The sequence below is a fragment of the Paenibacillus sp. GCM10027626 genome, assembly GCF_042676285.1.
In the GTDB taxonomy this organism is placed as follows: Bacteria; Bacillota; Bacilli; order Paenibacillales; family Paenibacillaceae; genus Paenibacillus_Z.
Genome location: NZ_JBHTHC010000003.1, coordinates 533,430 through 554,976, shown reverse-complemented (window position 1 = coordinate 554,976; position 21,547 = coordinate 533,430). Strand labels below are relative to the sequence as shown.

The following is a 21,547-nucleotide window of genomic DNA, read 5'->3' as shown; positions in this document are numbered from 1 at the left end:
TACCCTTTGGAAAAATTACCGCTATGATATTTACGGGCATACATCACAGATTGAATTGCAGAAGCAGCTGGCGGAGGAATTTGTTCACGATGGCGATTTTAGTTATTATTTGCGCCTGAAAACATTGTATGACGGAGAGGAATGGAAGCAAGTATATCAGCGGTTGCTTGAACAGGTTGAGGACAGGTACCGGGGCAATTGGAGAATATGCGAGCTGTATCTTGCTGTGCTTGTTGAGGAGAAGGAGAGCGCAAAGCTGTTACAGTACATACAGGAAAATAAGAGCGAGATAGTAAAGTATTATCCCCACTTGATAGAAGAGTATGCCGATAAGGTTTTTGTGATCTTTTCCGATTATATTATGGTAAGTGCACAAATGTCTTCGACGCGCAGCGCATATATAAAAGTGTGCGAGCTAATTATGAGACTTAAAGAAATAGGAGGGAAAGAGCAGGCGTTACAGATTATGCAGAAATTGCGCTTAGCCTATTCAAGGCGGCCTGCATTTATGGAAGAATTGCGGCAGATCACATCGTAACGGACAGCCCCCGGCCATATGTAGAAATTGGTCCAGGCTACGGCTATCGTCCGTCCGCGGCTATACACTATTATGGTATAGTAGAGATCATTTCCAAACATGGTTTTTACGTTGGGGGCGGAGCGATGTACGAACAAATTGACGAAAAAAAAAGACTGCTTGATCAAAAAAGGCCACTGCCTGTTCATACGCTAAAAAGCATTCGGGAACATTTGATTATAAATTGGACCTATCATTCCAACGCAATAGAAGGCAATACACTGACGTTATCGGAAACCAAAGTAGTGCTTGAAGGCATCACGGTTGGCGGCAAGACGATTAAGGAGCATCTGGAAGCGATCAATCATAGGGATGCGATCGTTTATGTGGAAGAGATCGTTGGAAATCAGGAAGAGTTGACGGAATGGCAAATTAAAAGCATTCATCGGCTTATTTTGAAGGGGATTGCAGACGAGCATGCAGGGGTGTACCGTAAAGAAAATATGCTCATAAGCGGCGCGCGTCATATACCGCCCGATGCGATTCAGGTACCTTCTCAAATGGAGCGATTTATTCAATGGTATAAGGATGAAGGGCAGAGGCTTCACCCAATTGAGCGGGCGGCTATTGTTCACGCAGATTTCGTCGGTATTCACCCGTTTATCGATGGTAACGGACGAACGGCTCGCTTGCTGCTTAATTTTGAACTGATGAAAAATGGCTACCCGCCAATTGTCATTCAACAAGAAAATCGCAGTCAGTATTATACGGCCTTGGATCATGCGCATACAAGCGGAGATTACTCGCCGTTCATTGATCTGGCGGCTGATCTTGTAGACGATACATTCGATCTGTATTTGCGGCTTGTGTAATTGGAGCCGCGTGTGAAGTAGAGAAAAAGCGACTGCCCGGAAGTTATCGCCGATAACCCCCGGGGCAGCCGCTTATTTTTTTGCAGTCTACAATCAACCTTCAGGATGATGCTCCGTCTGCTCGACGATTGTTGTGCCATCCTCAAGCGCGAGCCAGGAGCTGAACGCATCGCTTCCTTCTTGCAGCTGGATGACGCGAGCGCCGCGCGGAAAACCCTCCCGGCCATAGGTGTTATAGCCTGTCGCCCGCCCGTAGCATAGACGGATACCGTACAGTTCACCCCAGTAGTCGTTAATATGATCATGTCCGGCAAAGACGCCTTTGACGTCTTCCATCTCTACAAATGCGGAGAACAGGCCGGAGTTCACTTTTGGGCTGCACACTTCCTCGAAGCGATGTCCATAGCAGATGTTCTTTGCCCATACTTCTTTATACTCTGGCAGCGGAATATGAAGAAAAGCGAGTGAAAATAAAGGGTTGCCGCCATTGTCCGCTTTAAATTGCCGGGAGCGCGCTTTATACCATTCGATCTGTTCGGAGGAAACCCAGGCATATCCTCCGACATGGGAGATTGTTGCGTAATCTCCGGAATCCATCATGTACAGTGCCGCGCTTGGCTTATTTGCCGCCTGAGAGTGAATAGAAAGCGTATAATTCCCCACCCGGTCTCCAAGCTCAGTGCCAGGCGTAGTCAAGCAATGCGGAAACTCTTGCTGCAGGGAAATTAATTGCGCTTTCGTGCAGTTTTTTTCGGCGTCATGGTTTCCGAGGATGGTTGCCCAAGGGATTCGGAACTCCTCGACGATCCGGGCCACGCTTTGATAAGCAGCGATTGGATCGGCACAATCCGGGCTATAGATCACATCGCCGGTGAGCACGATGAGATCCGGTTGTTCGGCGGTCACAATATTTTTCATCAGTTCAGCAGTGCGCAGATCCTCGGGCTCGCCGTTTTGCCAATGCAAATCAGTAAATTGCACAATTTTGAATGTGCCGTCATTCCGAAAACGAAGTGATGTCATGAGAGCAGCTCCTTTTTTGAAAATAATTGCTGCGGCAGCTGCGCGTCCCATTCCGCAGGCACGCTTAGACCGAGCGCGTACGCAGCAACCGCCGCTGTATCGGTAATCGAGAGGGACTGGCTCAGCTCGCCCCTTGGAATGCCGGAACCGATGCAAGCCCAAAAGACATGGCGATCCATCGGATGATCGCTGCCATGGCTGTATTTGTCCGCCCCGCCTCCGCCATGATCGGTAAGTAAAATGATGAGACTGTCTTCAACGAGACCTTGCTGTTCCAGCGCCGCCAAAATTGTGCCGATTCGGTTATCACATTGGGTAATAGCATCCAGATAGGCCGGCGAATCTGCGCCGTAGCCATAACGGTGCCCGGAGGCATCGGGCTCATCTAATTGCAGGAAAAGCAATTTAACATCGGGATGCTGTTCCACATATTTGCAAAGGGCGGGAACAAGCCTAGCATCCGGCAGAGATGTCTTATAGATATGCGGATCATCTTCGATAATACCATCGTTAATCGGCTGCCAGCCGGTAAAAGAGGCCAGCTTTGCTTCAGGCTGCTGCTCTCTCATTAGCCGGAACAGAGAAGGGTAGGGGGAGTCGCCGGGATAAGGCTGGTTCTCCGCTTTCTCATTCGTTAAGCCATGTTTCCCGGGACGGACCCCATGCAGCACCGATCCCCAGCATTCGGCGCTAATTGTCGGCAGCTCCGCTTGGGCTGAGAATGTATAAGCGCCGCGGGCAAGCCAGGCATCCAAATGAGGCGTATGCGCTTGTTGAACGAAATTGCCTGCGCCATCCATACCTAGAATGAAAACGCGTTGAAATGCTGCTGTTGGCATCCTGCATCTCTCCTTGATAATTAATGACTGGATGTGGCGATAATAATAATCCCCGAGACAACGACGATAGAAGCTACAATTCTGCGTAAGCCCTGCGATTCTTTAAGAACGAACAAGCCGAGCAATGTACCGAAGACGATGCCGATCTCACGCATCGGGGCGATGGCGGATACATTGGCGCTTCTGGCCGCGAATAAAAATAGCAGGTACGATCCGGGAGACAAGATGGCTCCGATCCAGATGATATGCTTATGATGGCGAATAACCTGCTTCAAACGGTCAGCCTGCAAGACGGAGGGGGTCAGTCCCAGCATAAACCCGATATTGGTCACCTCAAGCAGGGCGACGGGCGATAAATATTGCAAATTTACTTTATCAATTAATGTATATGTTGTAATGCATAGTCCGACAGCAAGTGCAAGCAGGACGGGTTTACTGGATGATGCCGGGCTAGGGTGAGAAGCGCTCGCGCTGTTTTTGACCATAATAATAAAGCCGGCCAACATAAAGCCGATGCCGATCCAACCCCACAAGGGAAGGACTTCTCCCAATACCAATACGCCGATAAGAGGGATGAGCAGTGTCGGTGTTCCGCGCAATATCGGATACACTTGCGACAATTCCCCCGCTTTGTAGGTGTAGGCAAGAAGTGAAGAATAGAGCGCTTGCAGGAGCAGTGACAAGGCCAGCATAGACCACTCGCGTACAGAAAAAGCGGCGCCAGTCAGTTCGATGATTAAGGTCGGCAGCAGCAGGACTGTGGTAGGTGCGTAAATTGCCCACAGAAATACAGCTTTATCCGTGCTTTTCTTCGCCAGCATATTCCAGACTGCATGAGCTAAACCAGAGCATAAAACGAGAATAACTTGAATAATCGGGCATCCGCTCCTTTCAATGACTTCAACATATTAACACGCAAACACACATAAATGCAACATAAAGTATAAGCTGAACTTTGTAGTGCAGCAAAACGCACATAAACACAAAAAAACGACCTTCAGTCGCCGGTGAACTGAAAATCGTATTAAGCTTTGTTATTCAAAAACAATTTCAATGCCTTGTGCCCTGTATTTCTCCACAATGCGGCGGGAGATTTTAGAATCGGTGACAAAGCATTCCACCTCGCTGCAGCTGCATACCTTCAGCAGCGAAAGCTGCTCGAACTTGCTGCTGTCCGTCAATGCGATTGTACGCTTGGCATTGGCATGCATAATCTTTTTGACCTGTACCTCGCCAATGGCGTTATCGGTGATGCCTTCTTCGAGCGTAACGCCGCTCAAGCTCATAAAGAAAAGATCGGCATGAAAGCGGGAGGCGAATTCTTCGGCAAGGTCGCCGATGATGCTTTGCTCGGCCTGGCGGATGATGCCGCCGATCATGATGAGTGTGTAGCCAGGGATATCGATAAGTTCATTCATGATAGGTAGTGAATTAGTAATAATCGTCAGCCGTTCGAACTTAGCCTTCAGCGCCTTGACGATCTGTAAATTTGTCGTACTTACATCAAGGGCGATGGACATGCCTTCACTGACAAAACGGGTGGCGATTCCGGCCAGCTCGGTTTTTTCTTCTATATAGATGGCTTCGCGGAGCGGGAGCGGGATTTCTTTGCTGTAATCGGGCTCTTTTGGGATGGCTCCGCCGTGCACCCGCTTAAGGAAGCCTTCGCTCTCCAAATATTCCAAATCGCGCCTGATCGTTTCAAAGGAAACGCCGAATAGCTCCATAAGCTCAGAGGCGCGGATCGACTTATCTTCATTTAATTTCTGGATAATAAGCTCATGCCGCTGCTGTGCAAACAATTGCGTCACTCCTTCTTGCTCCCGGCTGCAGCCAGGCTTACATCCATTATTCCTGTTAGTGCGGGTGTTGTCAATTTTCCAGATTTGCCATAGGACAAAATGGATATATGTGTCATTGTATTCATTTGCTCCCGCCCCATTGTAGCGATATAATTAGGGACAGGACTTATATTTACTACGGAAAGAGAGCGAGCGCAGTATGGGTCGTAAATGGAACAATATTAAGGAAAAGAAAGCATCCAAGGATGCAAATACAAGCCGTATATATGCCCGGTTTGGCCGGGAGATCTATGTTGTGGCCAAGCAAGGGGAGCCCAATCCGGAATCGAATCAGGCTTTGAAATTCGTTATCGAGCGGGCGAAGACCTACAATGTTCCGAGGGCAATTATTGACCGTGCGGTGGAGAAGGCGAAGGGCGGATCAGATGAAAACTTCGACGAGCTGCGCTACGAAGGCTTCGGGCCGAACGGGTCGATGGTTATCGTAGACGCGCTGACGAACAATGTGAATCGGACAGCGTCTGAGGTGCGCGCGGCGTTTAATAAAAACGGCGGCAGCCTTGGCGTGAGCGGTTCTGCCACGTATATGTTCGATCAGACGGCAGTAATCGGGGTCGATGGCAAGACGGCTGACGATATGCTGGAAATTTTGCTGAATGCCGATCTTGAAGTGCGCGATATTTTGGAAGAGGACGAGACGATCATCATCTATGCGGAGCCGGATCAGTTTCATGCGGTGCAGGAGGCTTGCCGCAATGCAGGGATCGCGGAATTTACAGTAGCGGAGATCACGATGCTGCCGCAAAACTACATTACACTTGAAGGCGATGCGCAAGCGCAATTCGAGAAGATGCTTGATGTGCTTGAGGATCTGGACGATGTGCAGCAAGTGTATCATAATGTTGAGCTGGACGATTAATGATATAAAGAATCCGGGCCTGAACAGGCCCAAGCAGGGAAAAAAGCCGGGAGCGCCGAATATGGCGCTCTTTTTTGTTGTGTGGCGGGGCGTTAGCGGGGCGCCGGGGCACCGTGGGCCGGGCACTGGGGAGTTGGGGCCCAGCACCAGGGCCCAATGTTGCACAGCATACAACATTTCAACCGGGATTGTAGCACTTTTCGGGGAAATGTTGTACGTTCTGCAACAATCATCGCCATTTCACCCCATTGGAGGAGCAGATTGTTGCATTTCGTACAATAATTCGGGGACATGCTTATTTTGCGCCAAGGATTTGTTGCACAATCTGCAACATATGAGCGCATTTCCCTGTTGCCGGTCATTGGCAATGGGGCTGATGCGCAATAATTCCTGTTTGCCGGACCCTTGGAGGCTGTCGATTCATTGTGGACATCTGTAAGCGCGGTTGAAGTGGGCTGCACGCGGACCGTAGATCCCTTATCTGTGAACAAACGTGCCAAAACGGCAGGGCGGCGGACCCTGGTTCCGTTATTGGCCTCAAATCCCCACAAAAATCACGCAAAAGCCGCAAATAAAGGATCGTGTGTCCGCGAAACCTACGAATTAGCCGGTTTTCGACCAAATAAAGGATCATAAGTCCGCAACGAGGGCGTCGGGCGCCGCGGCACATTAGAGAGCGGTCTTGTATGCTCTGCCAAATTGATGCAAAAAGAGCTTTAAAAAAAAGGAGCCCCTCTGGTATGATGAGGTATGTGACATATGCCGCGGCGTGCAGGGCACTCAAAAAAGAATGCTACGTTTTGCCCGGTATGACGTATAGTAATAAAGGAATTGCTTAGCTTTTTGTCGAAATTTAGGAAATCGTCGAAATAAAGCGGAAGTTAAGGGGGTGTGGGCTTGAACAGCTCAAGCATAGGGAAGCTGCTGCTAATTATTGCCATTATCGTTATTGTGAATGTAGTCGTATTGTCGCCGGGGCTGCTTGGCGTAGAGATTGGCGGAGACAGTGCGCTTGGAACCGCATTTGGAGCCACTTTGCTGGTTGTTAGCTGTATCGTTTTGCTTTACAGCAGCTATTCGTTGCTTTTTAGACCTCCGTTAGTCATTACGGTAAGAGAGATCAAATCGCAGGAAGATTACAGACCGGCATTGGAGCAGTACCGGAATGTAAAGGTGCTGAAGAGCGACATTATGCTTGCCGAGGAGCAGCTGGATCGTATTGAGAAAAAGAGCAAAGCGCTGCTTGAGGTGCTGGGTCAGCGCTTTGAGACGACAGAGCTGAGCTATATGAAGTTTCGCGCTGTCATTCATGAGGTTGAGCAGCTGTTCTATCAAAATATAAAAGGGATGCTCGTAAAGTTGAACGTGTTCGATGCATCCGAGTTTACGTTATTTGCCAGTCAGCAAAATAAGAGCAAGTTCTCCAGCCGGCTTATTGAGGAAAAAATGAGTCTGTTCAATGAGTATCTGGCCGACATAGCAGGTTATTTGGGGGCGAATGAGGAGATTTTGCTCAAGCTGGATAAGCTGATGCTGGAAATTTCCCAGTTGGGAACGGCGGATTATAATGATATTGAAGATATGCCTGGCATGAAGGAGATCGATGATCTGATCAAGCATACCAAATACTACAAGCAGTAAGGGGAGATGGGCATGGCGAAAAAAGGGAAAGGGAGACCCGTTGTCGTACTTGGCATTATAGCAATCGTTGTATTCGCAATCGTATATTATGGCGTTAATCTTACCTCCGATCTCGGGAAGTCCCAAGGCGAAGTAAGTAAGGACAGCGCAGATAAAAAGCTTGAAAAGATCTATAAAAATATTAATGTAAAAACGGCGGAGCAGCGCAAAGGATTGATTGATCTCGATCCGGTCGATATCGGCTCGTCGCTGCCGGACATTTCCAAATTTCCGGTATCTGTCGAAAATACGACCAACAATTTTGTGGAAATTTTCTCTTCGCCCGAGAAGGCGGGAACCGGCACCGATGGCTGGCTGAATGAGGTGGCTGAGGCCTTTAATAACTCGAAGCCGACCGTAGGCGGCAAGCCGGTATCGGTGAAAATCCGCAATATTGCCTCAGGAACGGCCACTGATTTTATTCGTTCAGGCAAATATGTGCCGGATGCGATCACGCCTTCGAATGAACTGTGGGGCGAGATGATCAAAGCGAACGGTGTGGCGACAAAAATGATCTCCAAGCGCCTGATCGGCAATGTCACAGGCGTAGTTTCTACTAAAGCCAAGTATGATGAGCTGGTGGAGAAGTACGGCTCGCTTAACATTGCTGCCATCACTACAGCTATCGCCAAGAATGAGTTGTCGATGGGCTATACGGATCCTTTCGCCAGCTCGACAGGACTGAACTTTTTGGTGACGGCACTGCGCACCTTCGACAGCTCTGATATGCTGAGCGCGAAGGCGGTAGAGGGATTTGAGAAGTTCCAGACCAATGTGCCGTTCATTGCCTCTACTACGATCCAAATGCGTGACGCAGCCAAGTCGGGTGCGCTGGATGCGTTCGTGCTGGAGTATCAAACGTATGTGAATGTCTCGGATCTGAAGGGCGGGTATGTATTTACCCCATTTGGTGTCCGTCATGATAGCCCACTGTATGCTTTAGGCAAAGTGTCGGCAGAGAAGCAGGAGATATTGAAGCAATTCGCCGCATTTGCCGAACAGGAGAAGTATCAGAAGCTGGGCGAGGATAAAGGCTTTAATGGCATGAATGATTACAAAGCGGAATTTGATGCGGTCGATGGCAATTTGCTGCCCGCGGCGCAAAAGCTGTGGAAAGAGAAGAAGAGCGGCAATAAGCCGATTACCGCCGTGTTTGTAGCGGATGTCTCGGGCAGCATGGACGGCGAGCCGCTTAATCGGTTAAAGGAATCGTTATTGAAGGGTCAAAAGTATCTGGGCAAGGACAACAAGATTGGCTTTGTGTCCTATTCCAGCGACGTCACGATCAATTTGCCGATTGGCAAATATGATACAAATCAGCAATCGATGTTTGTCGGCGCGGTGGACAGTCTGCAGGCTGGAGGCGGCACAGCGACCTTTGACGCGATTGCAGTCGCCATGAAGATGCTGAAGGATGAAATGGCCGTCAATCCGGATACGAAGCCGCTGATTTTTGTGCTTAGCGACGGAGATACGAACGAGGGCCATTCGCTAGATGACATCAGAGGCTTGATTGAGGCTTATAAGGTCCCGATCTATACAATCGGCTACAATGCCAACATTAAGGCGCTGCAAAGCATCTCCAGCATCAACGAAGCCGCAAGCATCGATGCCGATAATGATGATGTTGTGTATAAAATCGGCAACCTGTTCAATGTTCAAATGTAATTATACCGTTATATTTTATGAAGGGATGGGATGCAATGTCATTTTCAATGGAAGTCGTCAATCCGGAAGAAATCAAGCAAGTGATTGAGGAAGAGGTAAAGCCGGTACCTGAGGAGCTTGCGAAGCTGAAGCAGCTTGCTGATGCCAATGTGACGGCAATTCTTGAGCTTGATATGGACGCGTCGGACAAACGGCGGGACATTCTGCAATCGATCGATAGCTTCGGCATGGGGACAATGCGCTCTTCCTCCGAAAAAAATTCGCTAATGCAAGTGACGATCAACAATCTGTCGAAGACCGGCGACGAAGGCGGGGTAGTGGCCAAAGGCTTGACCGAGCTGCACCTGCAGCTGAAGGACCTGGATCCAAGCATGATTGACTTTGCCAAGACGGGCTTCCTCGGCAAGCTATTCAATCCATTGCGGGCCTATTTTGCCAAATATGAAAAGGCGGATATTGTCATTTCGGATATTATAACTTCATTGGAAAAAGGGAAGACCGTGCTGCGCAATGACAACACGACGCTGCAGCTGGAACAGGACTCCTTGAGAGAGCTTACGAAAAAGCTGGAAAAGGAAATTCAGCTCGGCTCTTTAATGGATCAAGAGATTGAAACGCGTATTGAGGTAGAAAAGGCGCGCGGCGGCGACGAAGAAAAAATTCGCTTCGTGACGGAAGAAATCTTGTTCCCGCTGCGTCAGCGTTTAATGGATTTGCAGCAGATGATGGTGGTCAATCAGCAAGGGATTATGGCAATGGAAGTCGTCATGCGCAATAACAAAGAATTGATCCGCGGCGTTGACCGGGCGCGCAATGTGACGATCTCCGCCTTGAAAATCTCGGTTACAGTAGCGGGTGCGCTGTACAACCAAAAAATTGTACTTAAAAAGATCGAGATGCTGAACCAAACGACGGATCAACTGATTAGCGCTACTTCTTCCATGCTGAAAAACCAAGGTGCGGCGATTCATAAGCAGTCGCTGGAGGCCAATATTTCCGCAGAAACGCTGAAAAAATCTTTCTCCGATGTGCTGGCAGCCCTTGATGCGATCAGCAAGTATAAGCAGGACGCCCTGCCGAAGATGCGCGATACGATCACCACATTCCGGGAGCTGGCTAACGAAGGCGAGAAGCATATCGAGCGGATGGAAAAGCGCAAAGAGCTCGGCTTCTAAAGTGAAAAAAGTCTGTCCATAGGTGAGCTGAGGCTGACCATGGGCAGACTTTTATTTTTATTAAAATGGGATTACTTGCTAGGAAAGCTGAATTTTTCAGGGAGATGTGGTATTTTAAGTACTTAGTTTTTGTCTTTACTTGTATCTTTTTTTGTATTTACACCTTTCGTTATCCTAGGATATATTGGTGATAGAACACAATTGGAATACATGTTCAATACAGGTGTCGTATGATAATGGGGGGCGAGCTTAGTGGCAAATGCAATTGTGGCGGAGAATCAGCTTGAAGGTACATTGGATTGGCAAATTACTCGTTTTTTGTTTGAATATCCGGAATCGACGATGGGATTGCCGCTAACAAGAGGCTTGCGCTCCCCGGCGATAGAAGGCTTTGCCTCGGCGACAAGCGTGTACCCCGGCGAAAGCATTGATTTCAAAGTAAGCATGAATCCTGCAGGATCTTATACGATCGATATTTACCGGATGGGCTTCTATGGGGGCAAAGGCGGACGGCATTATGCCGAATTTGACGCGCTGGAAGGCAAGCCCCAGCCATTGCCGCGGGAATCGGTTGAACGTTTGCGAGAATGCCAGTGGGAGACGGCTGTCTCCTATGTTATCCCTGAGGACTGGCCAAGCGGCGTATATTTGGCCAAGCTTTCCAGAGAGCTGCCGCAGCCGGCGCAAAGTTATATTATATTTGTTGTGAAAAGACGAGGGCCGGCAGACATTATTGTGCAGGTTAGCGATTTGACATGGCAGGCTTATAATAAATGGCCTGGCGTTAATTCACTTTATGACGATGGCTCGCCGTACCTTTGGTATCAGGGGCCAAATGTGCGAGTAGGCTTCGACCGGCCATATGCCAAATATCCGCAGGTTGTTGATGCGCCTTTATCCTGCGGCTCAGGCGAGTTTCTGTTATGGGAGTATCCGCTAGCCTACTGGCTGGAGAGTGAAGGCTATGATGTGGCCTATTACTCTAACCTGGATTTGCATACAGATGCAGATTTGGCAGAGAAGTGCCGGGTTTTTATCTCCATTGGTCACGATGAGTACTGGACGCGGCAAATGTATAACCATGCGTCCGGCGCCAGGGATGCTGGAGTAAGCCTGCTTTTTCTTTCCGGTAATGCTATGTACCATGAGATAAAGACGTATGGCGGCCGCTTCCGCTCATTTGCCAGAGATAGACGGTTTACAGATGAACATGAATTGATGGGGTCCTCGACCTTCGGTCCGGGTTACGGCGATTGGACAGTGACCAAGCCAGATCACTGGCTGTTCGAAGGTACTGGCATGAAGCAGGGCGACCGTATACCGGGACTGGTCGGTTGGGAATATCATGGGACTCCGTTTAAGGAAGTCGACGGTCTGGAGATTGTCGCTGAAAGCGAGCTTGCTGTATGGCCGCCTTTTGAAGAAGCGGAGGCAACGAAGCATGAGCCGGGGCGCCATAGCGCCGTTATTTATCCGGGGCCGAAGGGAAACTGGGTGTTTAATGCCGGAACAATATGGTGGGCGGAAGGGCTTAGCTGTCCGCCGGGGCATATACCAGCAATGGGGACATTCGGGCGGCCGCAGGGCGTCGATGCCCGAGTACAGATGATCACCCGCAACTTACTGGATAAATGCTTAAGTACGCGATAATGAATCGAAAGCAGGCTTTGTGGCGAGCCTGCTTTTTTTCTGGCCGCGTGAGGGAGAAATTATGACTAAATGGATTTTATGCAGCTAATTTGCTGCTTGAAGGCGAAAAAATGGTAGCTAAAGGGAAAAATTCCATTTAGTTTGTGCCAAAAGAGCGGCATGGGCGAAAATCAACCATTTTAAATGCAGTTTTTCCAGCTAGGTTAGCCGAATTCTCCTATTCGCTTGAATCTACCTGTAGAAAATCCAGTTAGACGTCGGGTAAGTGGGGGCGAAGCGGACCCGACAGGTCATGAGCGGACCGTGGATCCGTTATCTGTGAACAAATGTGCCCAAACGGCTGGCTCGCGGACCGTGGTTCCGTTATTTGCCTCAAATTGCCCCAATACCCCGGTAAAATCCACGAATAACGGATCCTTTGTCCGTGAAGCCTCTGAATGAGCTGGTTTTCGTACAAATAACGGATCGTATGTCCGCAATGACTCACCGTTGCCTGCACCTGCGGCAAAAAATCGCCATCCCGGATTAAAGCGCCAGCCCCGAAGGTCCGCCTATTTGTGTCCGCGCTGACAAGTCCGCCAGAGAAAGTTAAAATTGCAGTATTGACAGCGCTTGCAATTGGATGTAAATTTATATCAAAACCGTTTTTGCAAAAACGTTTTGGATAGGTGGTATAAATGGCTGTTACAATAAAGGATGTCGCTCGCGAGGCAGGAGTTGCAGTATGCACAGTCTCTTTTGCAGTCAATGGCTCGGCGCATGTGGCGGAGGCGACGAAGAAACGGATATTCGATGCGATTGAGAAGCTTAATTACAGGCCTAATCAATCTGCACGGGGCTTAGTGACGAAGAAGACGAACAACATTGGCCTGGTTGTTGAAGACACGGCAGAAGGGCTGGAGAACGGCATTCTCCTTGATGTGATCAGGGGGCTGGGTCAAGCATCGTCAACTAATAATTATGATTTGCTCCTTTCTTTTCAGAAGCCGCAGACGAATAAAATTATGGATCATCTGCTCGATGTTTACCGCAAGCAATCTGCCGATGGTTTGATTTTGATGGGTGCGGCGGTAAGTCAGCCGTATGAGGAGCTTACCAGAAATCGTTTCCCTTTCGTGCTGCTGGGCCGGCCTGCGATTCCGAACTTATGCCACAGTGTGAATGCAGATAACGAGCAAGGCGCATACGATGCGGTCAAATATTTGCTGGGTAAAGGCCATCGCCGCATCGCGTTAATTACACCATGTACACTGGAAGTAGACGCATCGCTAGACCGGTATAACGGCTACAAGCAAGCGATGGAGGAACTGGGCGGCGGCTTTGACGAGCGCCTGGTCGAGATCGGCTCCTTTAATCCGGACAGCGGCTACGTAGAGACAGAGAAGCTGCTTGCTTTGGCGGCGAAAGATCGTCCGACTGCCATCATTGCCGGGCGTGACGTTATTGCGGCAAGAGCCGTAGAGAAGATTCAGGAACTGGGCTATAAGGTGCCTGACGATATAGCGGTCATCGGCTTTGACAATACAATGGTATCTCAATTGGCGAGCCCGCCGATTACCTCCATTGAGCTGCCGATGAGAGAGATGGGTTTCGAAGCTGCACAGCTGCTGATGAAGATTATTGATGGCGAAATCAACTTCGACGATATCCAGACAGTAGTGCTGCCCTGCACAATATGTGAGCGGGGATCGGCCTAAACGACGCAGGAGGCAAAAAATCGTATTGTGCAGGGAGCCAGCCTGAAAACAGGGGCCGCCTGATTCGGCTTTTTGCCCGCATGAGGCATCTTTATCGCAATATGCCTCTTTTTTTTTCGACAATGCAAAAACGTTTTTGTACCTCTTTCGACAACTGTACATTGAAGGGAGTGATGCGGGTTATCCAACATCTTTCATGCAAATGACAGCGAGTACCAAAAATTACAGGGGAGTGAAAGGCATGGTCAGAATTAGAAAAAAACTTAGCCTGCTATTAATTGCTTCACTTATGATTGCCGTCTTTGCCGCATGTTCGAATAACAGTCCGGGTACATCATCGACGAACACGCCGCCGCCCGCGGAGCCTGCGCCGGAGCCTGAACCGAAAAAGGAGCCTGACAAGCAAGAAGAGCCTAAAAGCGGAACGCTGCGGATCTCGCTGCGCGGTTCATCGTCAGAAGTATGGGGCAAGGTAGCGGAAGCGTACATGGCGAAGCATCCGGGCGTAAAGGTCGAAGTCGATATAAAGCCGGCAGAGGGCTATCGCGAGTGGCTGCAGGCCCAATTTGCCGCAGGCGAGCCGGAGGCCGATTTTGTCAATACAAATGAAAACAGCGATCTGAATTCCGATCAAAAATTTATGGACTTCAAGCCATGGATGGAGACGGTGAATCCGTATACCGGCAAGCAGTGGAAGGAAAGCTTTAATTTGAGCGGAATGGGCGTCAATCTGGATGATCCTAATCTGGTTACTTTGCAATCGCTTAACTTTGAATCGGTGCAAATTTTATGGATGTATAACAAAGAGCTGTTCGCGAAGGCCGGGATCGAAAGCGCGCCCAAAACTTTCAACGAGCTGACCGCTGCCTTCGATAAGCTGAAACAGTCCGGTGTAACACCATTTACGATTGGCGGCAACGCGCTTTCCTTATGGAGCGGCCAGGCCGGCTGGCTCATGCGCATTTACCCGGATCAATATTTTCGCGATTATATCGAGCTGGTCAAATCCCAGCCCGATGACTACACCTATATGGCTAACATCGATGAATCATGGAAGTTTGATATTAATGATCCATACAATGATGCAAATTCAAAAGTATCGACCAATGAGCTGCGGGTGCTGAAAGCAATCAAGGACAAAACCGGTCCTTACAAGGTTGAGGGCAATCCGGCATGGCGCGAAGTGATGATTAATTTGAAAAAATTGTTCAGCTATGCGCCGAACGGCTTTATGGGGATGTCCGAGGAGCAGGCTTACAAGCTGTTTTTGACAGGCAAAGCGGCAACAATGGTAGCGCTTCCTTCTTCCTATTGGCAGTTGCCTAAAGATTTTGCCGATGCCGAGCTGACAGGCGAAACCGGCGGCGTAAAATCGTTCGACTTCGGCTACTTCAATATGCCTTCCATGGAAGGCGAGCATGTGCAAGCACCGGCCAGAACGATTCATATTTACACAGGCTTCTATGGCTTTGTGAAGAAAAATGCCGAGCAAACGGCGCTTAACGTCGATTTTATGATGTATTTGACCAGTCCGGAAGGATATAAAGTCTATCTGGAGGCCATCCAGAACTCGAAGGATGCTTCGCTGAACGGTGCTCCGCTGCTGAACGATATTGAGCTTCCGGAAAGCATGAAGAAAACATTCGAATCCTTTGATGCGATCGGCAACACAGAGGGCCTTCCCAGCCCTGGCAACACCCTGGCTCGCGGCCTTTATGATTATCAGCCGTCCGTACAAAGCTATATCGGCCTGATCTCCAAATATTTTAACGATGAAATCGATGTCGACCAGCTGTTGAAGCAGTATCAGACTGATATTGATGCCAAATTCGAGGCGATGCTGAAGGAGCGCAAAAAGGAGCTTTCCGACCTTGATAATCCGGAGCGCCAGCCGCCGACCCGCGAATAGCCGATTAGCAAGGCAAGTGTACTGGCGCCGCAGGGCTCTCATCCGGGAGTGCTTGCGGCTCTAGCTCTTCTTGATTGGAATGGAGTGATCAATAGCGCATGAGAAGAATGACATCCTATTTGCTTGCTGTAACGCTGCTGCTCCTCTTCGCGCAAGCTGCGCATGCCTCCCAGCCAATTTGGGAGATGGAGCAGAAGCTGACGATCAAATCGCTATCCATCTCGGAGGATGGCGAAGCTGTAGCAGTTGGCACCCAGAACGCCAGCGCCATATTGCTAGGTCAGGACGGTACGCAAAAGTTCGAATTTTTAGCGAAAAACGTTGTAACAGGGGTAGCGCTTTTAAGTGATGGCCAGCTGCTGGTCTCCTCGGACGATCGCCATTTGTACCGGATTGATGCAGGCGGAAAAGAGGTATGGAACAAGGATTTCAAAAAAATGATCAAAACGCTGTCAGCAACAGCCGATGGCCAATTGGCAGTCATAACCCTATACAATACGAATGTCATTTACTTGCTGGATGGGGCTGGAGAGGTTGTGCAGGAGCTGCCGCTGGAAATTACCGTGAAAAATGCCGCTTTGTCGCCGAACGGTGAATGGCTGGCGGCAGGAGCGGCCAACCAGTATGGTTATCTGTTCAATCAGGCCAGCGATCAGCAATACAAAGTTCCGCTAAGCGGCGATATTGTATCAATTGCGGCCGCCGACAACGGGACGATCGTCATCGGAACGTCGAATAATAAAGCCTTTCTCTACACAAGTGAAGGAGCCTTGAAGGGGACGCTCACTACCAAGGATAAAGTTACCTCTGTGGATATCACCAAGGATGGCCAATTTATCGCCGTAGCCGATTATTCCGGCAACTATTACGTAGCAAATACAGACGGCAAACCATTATGGACGACGAAGGAAACGGGAGCCGGACAGCAAATTCGTTTCAGTCATGACGGCAATCGCCTGTACGCCGCTTCGGATAAAGGAGCTGTCTTTCAATATGCGGTAGGCGCGGTGCTGGAAAAAGGGAAGCAGGCGGAATTTGCGCAGAAGGCATTGCTTGTTTCTGCTATTGCAGCTGTTATATTGCTGCTGGCAGGCTTGTATATTTGGCTGCGGAAAAAGAAGCCTCATATTTTGCAGCGGCTTTGGAAAAGTAAGACGGCTTACCTGATGCTGCTGCCGAGCTTTACACTGATTATCATTTTTCTGTACATTCCATCCTTCTCCGGACTTTTTCATTCCTTATATGACTGGAAGCCGGGAGCAAGAAGCGAATTTATCGGGCTTGCCAATTTTAAACGGATGCTGAGCGATCCTTATGTAACCAAAGGGGCAGGCAATCTGCTTATTTTGATCGTAACTGGCTTGTTCAAGGCGCTTATTCCGCCTCTTATTGTTGCTGAGCTGATCTATCATCTGCGAAGCAAAAAGTCGCAATATATTTTCCGCACAGCCTTCGTCATCTCAATGGTAATTCCGTCAGTAGGCATGCTGTTGATCTGGCAGGATATGTTCGATCCAAATATCGGTCTGATCAATCAATTGCTGCATACGATCGGCCTTGGTTCATTTGGCCATGCATGGCTGGGCGACCCGAAAACAGCGCTATGGGCCCTTATCCTGATTGGCTTCCCGTTTGTCGGGATTTTGCAGCTCTTGGTCATGTATTCCGGTCTGATTGCGATTCCGGAAGAAGTGATCGAGGCAGCGCGCATCGACGGCGCAAGGTCATGGCGCATTATCCGTTCGATTCATCTGCCGCTGCTGGCAGGGCAGTTCAAGCTGCTTATTGTGCTCAGCCTGATCGGCATCATTCAAGATTTCGGTTCCATTTTGATCGTGACCGGCGGCGGGCCTGCCGATTCCACCTATGTGCCTGCACTACAGATGTATTTTGCGGCGACGAAGTTTAACGATATGGGCTATGCCTCGGCACTTGGTGTCAGTATGTTCGTTATCATCCTGATCATTACCATCATTAATATGAAATTTATTAAAACGAATACAGATTAGGAGGGTGGCGTAGATGACAGAGAAACGGAAGCTTGTCCGGCAGTCGTGGCTGTATGCGCTGCTCATTATCATTGTCGGCTTGACGCTGGCGCCGATCGCCTTCACCTTGATTTCCTCCTTGAAAAATAATGCTCAAATTTTGGGCGGCATCTGGACGCTGCCGGTTCCGGCGCAATTCGGCAACTATGAAGAGGCTTTTCATGCCATTTGGAGGTATACGCTGAATACGATCGGCTATGCAGCGGTCGGAAGCTTGCTTGTCGTCACTTTATCGGCCGTTGCGGGCTACACCTTTGCCAAAAAGGATTTTTTGGGCAAAGAGGTGCTGTTTATGATGATGCTGGCGATTATGATGATTCCGGGTGTCATGACACTTATTCCGTCCTATGTGCTGTATGCGAATCTGGGCTTGGTCAATACGCCTTGGGTCATTATCGTTAGCGCCGCTGCCGGCGGGCAAATTTTCGGCACATTTCTGTGCAGGAGCTTTATGGCTGGCATTTCGAATGAACTGTTCGACTCCGCCAAAATAGACGGGGCCGGCGAAGTGGTCGTCTTTATGCGCATGGTGCTGCCATTATCGGTTCCAGTGCTGATGACCTTGCTCATCATGCAATCTGTCGGCATTTACAACGATTATATTTGGCCGCTGCTGACTATTAAATCGAACAGTATTCAGATGATCGGCGTAGGGCTGACGCAGTTTACGAATCAATTTGGCATCTCCAACATGGGTGTGGAATTTGCCGCTTATATGATATCGGCAGCGCCGCTAGTGCTGCTGTTCAGCTTTGGCATGAAATATTACATCCAAGGCATTACGCAAGGCGCATTAAAAATATAATAGATGAATCCGGGTGAGAGCAGATGATCATACAACAAAAAATGGAACAGATTCCGTGCTGGATTTGGCATCCGGAACGTGCGCGCCAGCGGCAGATCGTGCTGGAGAAATCGTTTCAGCTCGATGATGCGGTTGAGCTGCCGGAAATGAAGCTGGCTTGTACGGGGGCGGCAGAAGTTTTTTTGAACGGCAATGCAATTGACAATTTTCCGGAACTGGCGAGCAATGCTTCTTCCTTTATGCGGGTGGGCGGGCTGCCTGAGCGGCTGGAGCCGGGCCTGCATACAATCCGCCTGGCGATTAGCGTGGCGGAGCCGATGCCGATTTATCCGATCAATATTCATCTGCATGAACGGTCTGTCGGCTGTATCGCCTTTTTGCGCGGCAGCCATCAGTTCTGGATTGCAAGCGACGACACTTGGCGCACTTCCGATGATTTGCCTGCAGCGATTGTCTGTGTATGGGGCGAGGAGCCTTTCGGCGATCTTGACGATGCGCCGGAATGGTTTATTGCCGGAGGCTACGGGGATATTGCTGTGCGGCCGATTTCCGATGTGGCCGTGCTATCGGCTGCGCATCTGGAGGCTGCTGCCGTGGAGGAAGGGATTAGGCTGTCGGGCGACGCGGGTGGACAGATTGTGCTTTCTGAGGGAACGGCCCGCCATGAACGTCATATTTTTTATCATGTTCTAAAACAAAACGAATGGAAGGAACGGCGGGCGCAGCAAGAGCAGCTGGACTTAAGCGGAGTGCCTGAGCTGCTGCTGCAATTGCCGAAGGAGCTGAATGCCAGATTGCGTGTAGCGAACAATGGAGCTGCCGATATCGGCATTTTGTGGAATGGCGCCGAATCGCTGGAGGAGCTGCACCATTATGAAGGCTGCATGACGGAGTGGCTGATCGTACCGGCCGGCTGCACGGCTGTAGCGAATCCTCAGGGCATGAGGTTTATCCGCCTGTATATTAGCGGCGACGAAGGAGCTGCTTTTCAATTGGACGTTCGATTCGAAGCTGCTGGCGTTGCCATGAACCAGGTTGGCGGGTTGCAGGCCGATCACAGCCTGCTGCAGCAGATTTATGATGTATCGGTCCATACGAGCGAGGTATGTCACCAAATCGGCCTGTGGGACGGCATTAAACGGGACCGCCTCAACTGGGCTTACGATATTTATTTGGCAGCCAAAACCGATTACCCGCTGTGGGACGATTATGAGGTGCTGCGCCGCTCTTTGCGCGAGCTGGGGCAGACGCCGTACGGCTATTGGATGAACAGCCTGCCCTCATATACGTTGTGGTGGCTGAGCAGTATATGGGACTATTATTTTGAGACCGGGGACGGGGAATTTGTACTGGAAATCAAAGAAGATCTGTTGAAGCATATTGCATGGGTACGCGCCAATGCAGATGCTGCAACTGGTCTGTTCATGCCGCAGGCCCGCAAAGAGCTGAGCTTCATCGAATGGTCGCCGATGAGCGAGTCCGAGTCCTGGTATTGTCTTAATGCGATATACAGTCTGGTGCAGCGGCAGATGAACCGGCTTGCCGGCTATCTGCCTGAGCTGGGCATCGACTGGGATGAACCACGGGCGGAGCTGGCGGAGGACTGCTTTATCGGCGGCTCCGGCTCTGGCTCGTCCGGCTCGTCCGGCTCCGGCTCGTCTGGCTCGTCTGGCTCGCTGCTGGCGGCATTGCTCGGCATCAAGAGCGGCTATGTCAGCCGTGAGCGGGCGCTCTCTTTTCTGCAAAGCTACAAGCTGCAGGATCCGCTAACTCCGCTGTCGGCCTATTGGCTGGCGGAATGCTGCTCCGAGTTTGGACTGCATGACCAGGCCTGGGCCGTAATTGCCGAAGTGTGGGGAACAATGCTGCATGCTGGCGCGACTACATTCTGGGAAGGCGTCAGGCTGAACCTTGGCAGCGATTTTCATCATTCGCTTACGACCTATACAGCGTATAATTCCTATCGCATGAGTTTATGCCACAGCTGGTCCAGCACACCGGTTGTGTGGATTGCGAAATATGTGCTGGGCATTAGAGCGCTGGAGCCGGGTTACAAAAGCATCGCATTCGAGCCGAATGCGATTGCCGGCTTGACCGCTTGCAGCGGTACGGTGCAAAGTCCGCTGGGCGCGATCCAGGTGGAATGGCGGCTGGAGAACGGGCAGATGATCAAATCGGCGCGTATCGGGGAACAGCCGCTGGACGCGAGTCCGCTGCCACTGCAGCAGCGCTGAGGCTGCAGGGGATTGGGGTTGGGCTCGTGCTCTCCCCTTCCAGCTTGTTGGGAGGGGAGACGGTGGCAGTGGCAGTGGCGCTGGTGCCGGTGCTGGTGCTGCGGCACAATTATTGCACAGATTACAACATTCCAATCAGGATTCGGCTGTATTGACCGGAAATGTTGTACGTTTTGCAACAATCATCGCCGTTTAAGCCCGTGGAGGAGCAGATTGTTGTATTTCGTACAACAATTCGGGTATGCCGGCTTTGAGCTCGTAGATTTATTGCACAGACTGCAACATTTCAGCTCGTTTGTTCGATCGTTGAACGGGGGCGATGGCGCTAAGGCAGATGCGGGCAGTTTGCCGGACCGTAGATCCTCTATCTGTGAACAAATCGGTCAAAATGGCCGGTCCGCGGACCGTGGTTCCGTTATTTGCCTCCCATCCCCGCAAAAGTCAAGCAAAAACCGCAAATAAGGGATCGTGTGTCCGCGCCCCCCAATTTCCCTTGCTTTTCGAGCAAATAACGGATCGTATGTCCGCTCAGGTCGCCAACATGCCTGGAAAGTCTGCTCAAGTAGCCTCGTGATCCCCTCCTCAGCCGCTCCCCCTCGATAAAACACAAAAAACGACATGGATGCTGGTTGAAAAATACATGTGCGCCGCCGAAAAGCTTATGTTAAGATGAGGACTACAGCGTTGTAACCGTTGTCACGGTTATCTG

At 50.1% G+C, this 21,547-nt stretch carries 16 protein-coding genes; 12 read left to right on the top strand and 4 right to left on the bottom strand.

Annotation, left to right across the window (positions count from 1 at the left end; all coding sequences use genetic code 11):
• Positions 1-55 precede the first annotated feature (55 nt).
• Both ACFQ0N_RS09400 and ACFQ0N_RS09395 read left to right on the top strand, forming a co-directional pair.
• Complete coding sequence (locus ACFQ0N_RS09400; protein WP_379325187.1) at positions 56-538, top strand: hypothetical protein; 483 nt, start codon at positions 56-58, stop codon at positions 536-538.
• 125 nt (positions 539-663) lie between these two features.
• On the top strand, positions 664-1,389 hold the full coding sequence (locus ACFQ0N_RS09395; protein WP_379325185.1) for a Fic family protein: 726 nt from the start codon (positions 664-666) through the stop codon (positions 1,387-1,389).
• A 93-nt stretch (positions 1,390-1,482) separates the two neighbouring features.
• Here ACFQ0N_RS09395 and ACFQ0N_RS09390 read toward each other — a convergent pair whose 3' ends face one another.
• The 4 genes from ACFQ0N_RS09390 to ACFQ0N_RS09375 form a co-directional block, all read right to left on the bottom strand.
• A complete protein-coding gene (locus ACFQ0N_RS09390) occupies positions 1,483-2,412 on the bottom strand; it encodes a metallophosphoesterase family protein (RefSeq protein WP_379325183.1) in 930 nt (309 codons plus the stop codon).
• A complete protein-coding gene (locus ACFQ0N_RS09385; protein ID WP_379325181.1) occupies positions 2,409-3,251 on the bottom strand; it encodes an alkaline phosphatase family protein in 843 nt (280 codons plus the stop codon). Before ACFQ0N_RS09385 ends, ACFQ0N_RS09390 begins: the two co-directional genes overlap by 4 nt.
• 20 nt (positions 3,252-3,271) lie before the next feature.
• Positions 3,272-4,072, bottom strand: a complete 801-nt coding sequence (locus ACFQ0N_RS09380; RefSeq protein WP_379325179.1) for an EamA family transporter — start codon at positions 4,070-4,072, stop codon at positions 3,272-3,274.
• A gap of 213 nt (positions 4,073-4,285) precedes the next feature.
• Positions 4,286-5,062, bottom strand: a complete 777-nt coding sequence (locus ACFQ0N_RS09375; RefSeq protein WP_379325177.1) for a DeoR/GlpR family DNA-binding transcription regulator — start codon at positions 5,060-5,062, stop codon at positions 4,286-4,288.
• Between the two features lie 190 nt (positions 5,063-5,252).
• Between ACFQ0N_RS09375 and ACFQ0N_RS09370 the strand changes: the two genes are divergently transcribed.
• From ACFQ0N_RS09370 to ACFQ0N_RS09325, 10 genes are all read left to right on the top strand, one after another.
• Complete coding sequence (locus ACFQ0N_RS09370) at positions 5,253-5,972, top strand: YebC/PmpR family DNA-binding transcriptional regulator (RefSeq protein ID WP_379325175.1); 720 nt, start codon at positions 5,253-5,255, stop codon at positions 5,970-5,972.
• 897 nt (positions 5,973-6,869) lie between these two features.
• The gene (locus ACFQ0N_RS09365) at positions 6,870-7,613 is read left to right on the top strand and encodes a hypothetical protein (RefSeq protein WP_379325173.1); all 744 of its coding nucleotides are present in this window, start codon (positions 6,870-6,872) and stop codon (positions 7,611-7,613) included.
• 12 nt (positions 7,614-7,625) lie between these two features.
• Positions 7,626-9,320: a vWA domain-containing protein gene (locus ACFQ0N_RS09360; RefSeq protein ID WP_379325171.1), complete on the top strand. Its 1,695-nt coding sequence runs from the start codon at positions 7,626-7,628 to the stop codon at positions 9,318-9,320.
• Positions 9,321-9,355: 35 nt separating this feature from the next.
• Positions 9,356-10,495 (top strand): toxic anion resistance protein, encoded by a 1,140-nt coding sequence (locus ACFQ0N_RS09355; RefSeq protein WP_379325169.1) that lies wholly within the window; start codon positions 9,356-9,358, stop codon positions 10,493-10,495.
• A 252-nt stretch (positions 10,496-10,747) separates the two neighbouring features.
• Positions 10,748-12,145: a N,N-dimethylformamidase beta subunit family domain-containing protein gene (locus ACFQ0N_RS09350; protein ID WP_379325167.1), complete on the top strand. Its 1,398-nt coding sequence runs from the start codon at positions 10,748-10,750 to the stop codon at positions 12,143-12,145.
• Positions 12,146-12,822: 677 nt separating this feature from the next.
• Positions 12,823-13,842 carry a LacI family DNA-binding transcriptional regulator gene (locus tag ACFQ0N_RS09345; RefSeq protein ID WP_379325165.1) on the top strand — a complete coding sequence of 340 codons (1,020 nt, stop codon included), beginning with the start codon at positions 12,823-12,825 and terminating at the stop codon, positions 13,840-13,842.
• A gap of 241 nt (positions 13,843-14,083) precedes the next feature.
• Entirely contained in the window at positions 14,084-15,751 is a 1,668-nt protein-coding gene (locus ACFQ0N_RS09340) for an ABC transporter substrate-binding protein (RefSeq protein WP_379325163.1), read from the top strand.
• 98 nt (positions 15,752-15,849) lie between these two features.
• Entirely contained in the window at positions 15,850-17,760 is a 1,911-nt protein-coding gene (locus ACFQ0N_RS09335) for an ABC transporter permease subunit (RefSeq protein WP_379325160.1), read from the top strand.
• A 13-nt stretch (positions 17,761-17,773) separates the two neighbouring features.
• A complete protein-coding gene (locus ACFQ0N_RS09330; protein WP_379325158.1) occupies positions 17,774-18,604 on the top strand; it encodes a carbohydrate ABC transporter permease in 831 nt (276 codons plus the stop codon).
• A gap of 23 nt (positions 18,605-18,627) precedes the next feature.
• On the top strand, positions 18,628-20,838 hold the full coding sequence (locus ACFQ0N_RS09325) for an alpha-L-rhamnosidase C-terminal domain-containing protein (protein ID WP_379325156.1): 2,211 nt from the start codon (positions 18,628-18,630) through the stop codon (positions 20,836-20,838).
• Positions 20,839-21,547: the final 709 nt, after the last annotated feature.

Excerpts from the sequence above, each read along its gene's own strand:
- ACFQ0N_RS09370 (WP_379325175.1), top strand. The coding sequence starts at position 5,253 with ATGGGTCGTAAATGGAACAATATTAAGGAAAAGAAAGCATCCAAGGAT.
- ACFQ0N_RS09330 (WP_379325158.1), top strand. The coding sequence starts at position 17,774 with ATGACAGAGAAACGGAAGCTTGTCCGGCAGTCGTGGCTGTATGCGCTG.
- ACFQ0N_RS09345 (WP_379325165.1), top strand. The coding sequence starts at position 12,823 with ATGGCTGTTACAATAAAGGATGTCGCTCGCGAGGCAGGAGTTGCAGTA.
- ACFQ0N_RS09390 (WP_379325183.1), bottom strand. The coding sequence starts at position 2,412 with ATGACATCACTTCGTTTTCGGAATGACGGCACATTCAAAATTGTGCAA.
- ACFQ0N_RS09385 (WP_379325181.1), bottom strand. The coding sequence starts at position 3,251 with ATGCCAACAGCAGCATTTCAACGCGTTTTCATTCTAGGTATGGATGGC.
- ACFQ0N_RS09395 (WP_379325185.1), top strand. The coding sequence starts at position 664 with ATGTACGAACAAATTGACGAAAAAAAAAGACTGCTTGATCAAAAAAGG.
- ACFQ0N_RS09380 (WP_379325179.1), bottom strand. The coding sequence starts at position 4,072 with ATGCTGGCGAAGAAAAGCACGGATAAAGCTGTATTTCTGTGGGCAATT.
- ACFQ0N_RS09340 (WP_379325163.1), top strand. The coding sequence starts at position 14,084 with ATGGTCAGAATTAGAAAAAAACTTAGCCTGCTATTAATTGCTTCACTT.
- ACFQ0N_RS09335 (WP_379325160.1), top strand. The coding sequence starts at position 15,850 with ATGAGAAGAATGACATCCTATTTGCTTGCTGTAACGCTGCTGCTCCTC.
- ACFQ0N_RS09360 (WP_379325171.1), top strand. The coding sequence starts at position 7,626 with ATGGCGAAAAAAGGGAAAGGGAGACCCGTTGTCGTACTTGGCATTATA.
- ACFQ0N_RS09325 (WP_379325156.1), top strand. The coding sequence starts at position 18,628 with ATGATCATACAACAAAAAATGGAACAGATTCCGTGCTGGATTTGGCAT.
- ACFQ0N_RS09355 (WP_379325169.1), top strand. The coding sequence starts at position 9,356 with ATGTCATTTTCAATGGAAGTCGTCAATCCGGAAGAAATCAAGCAAGTG.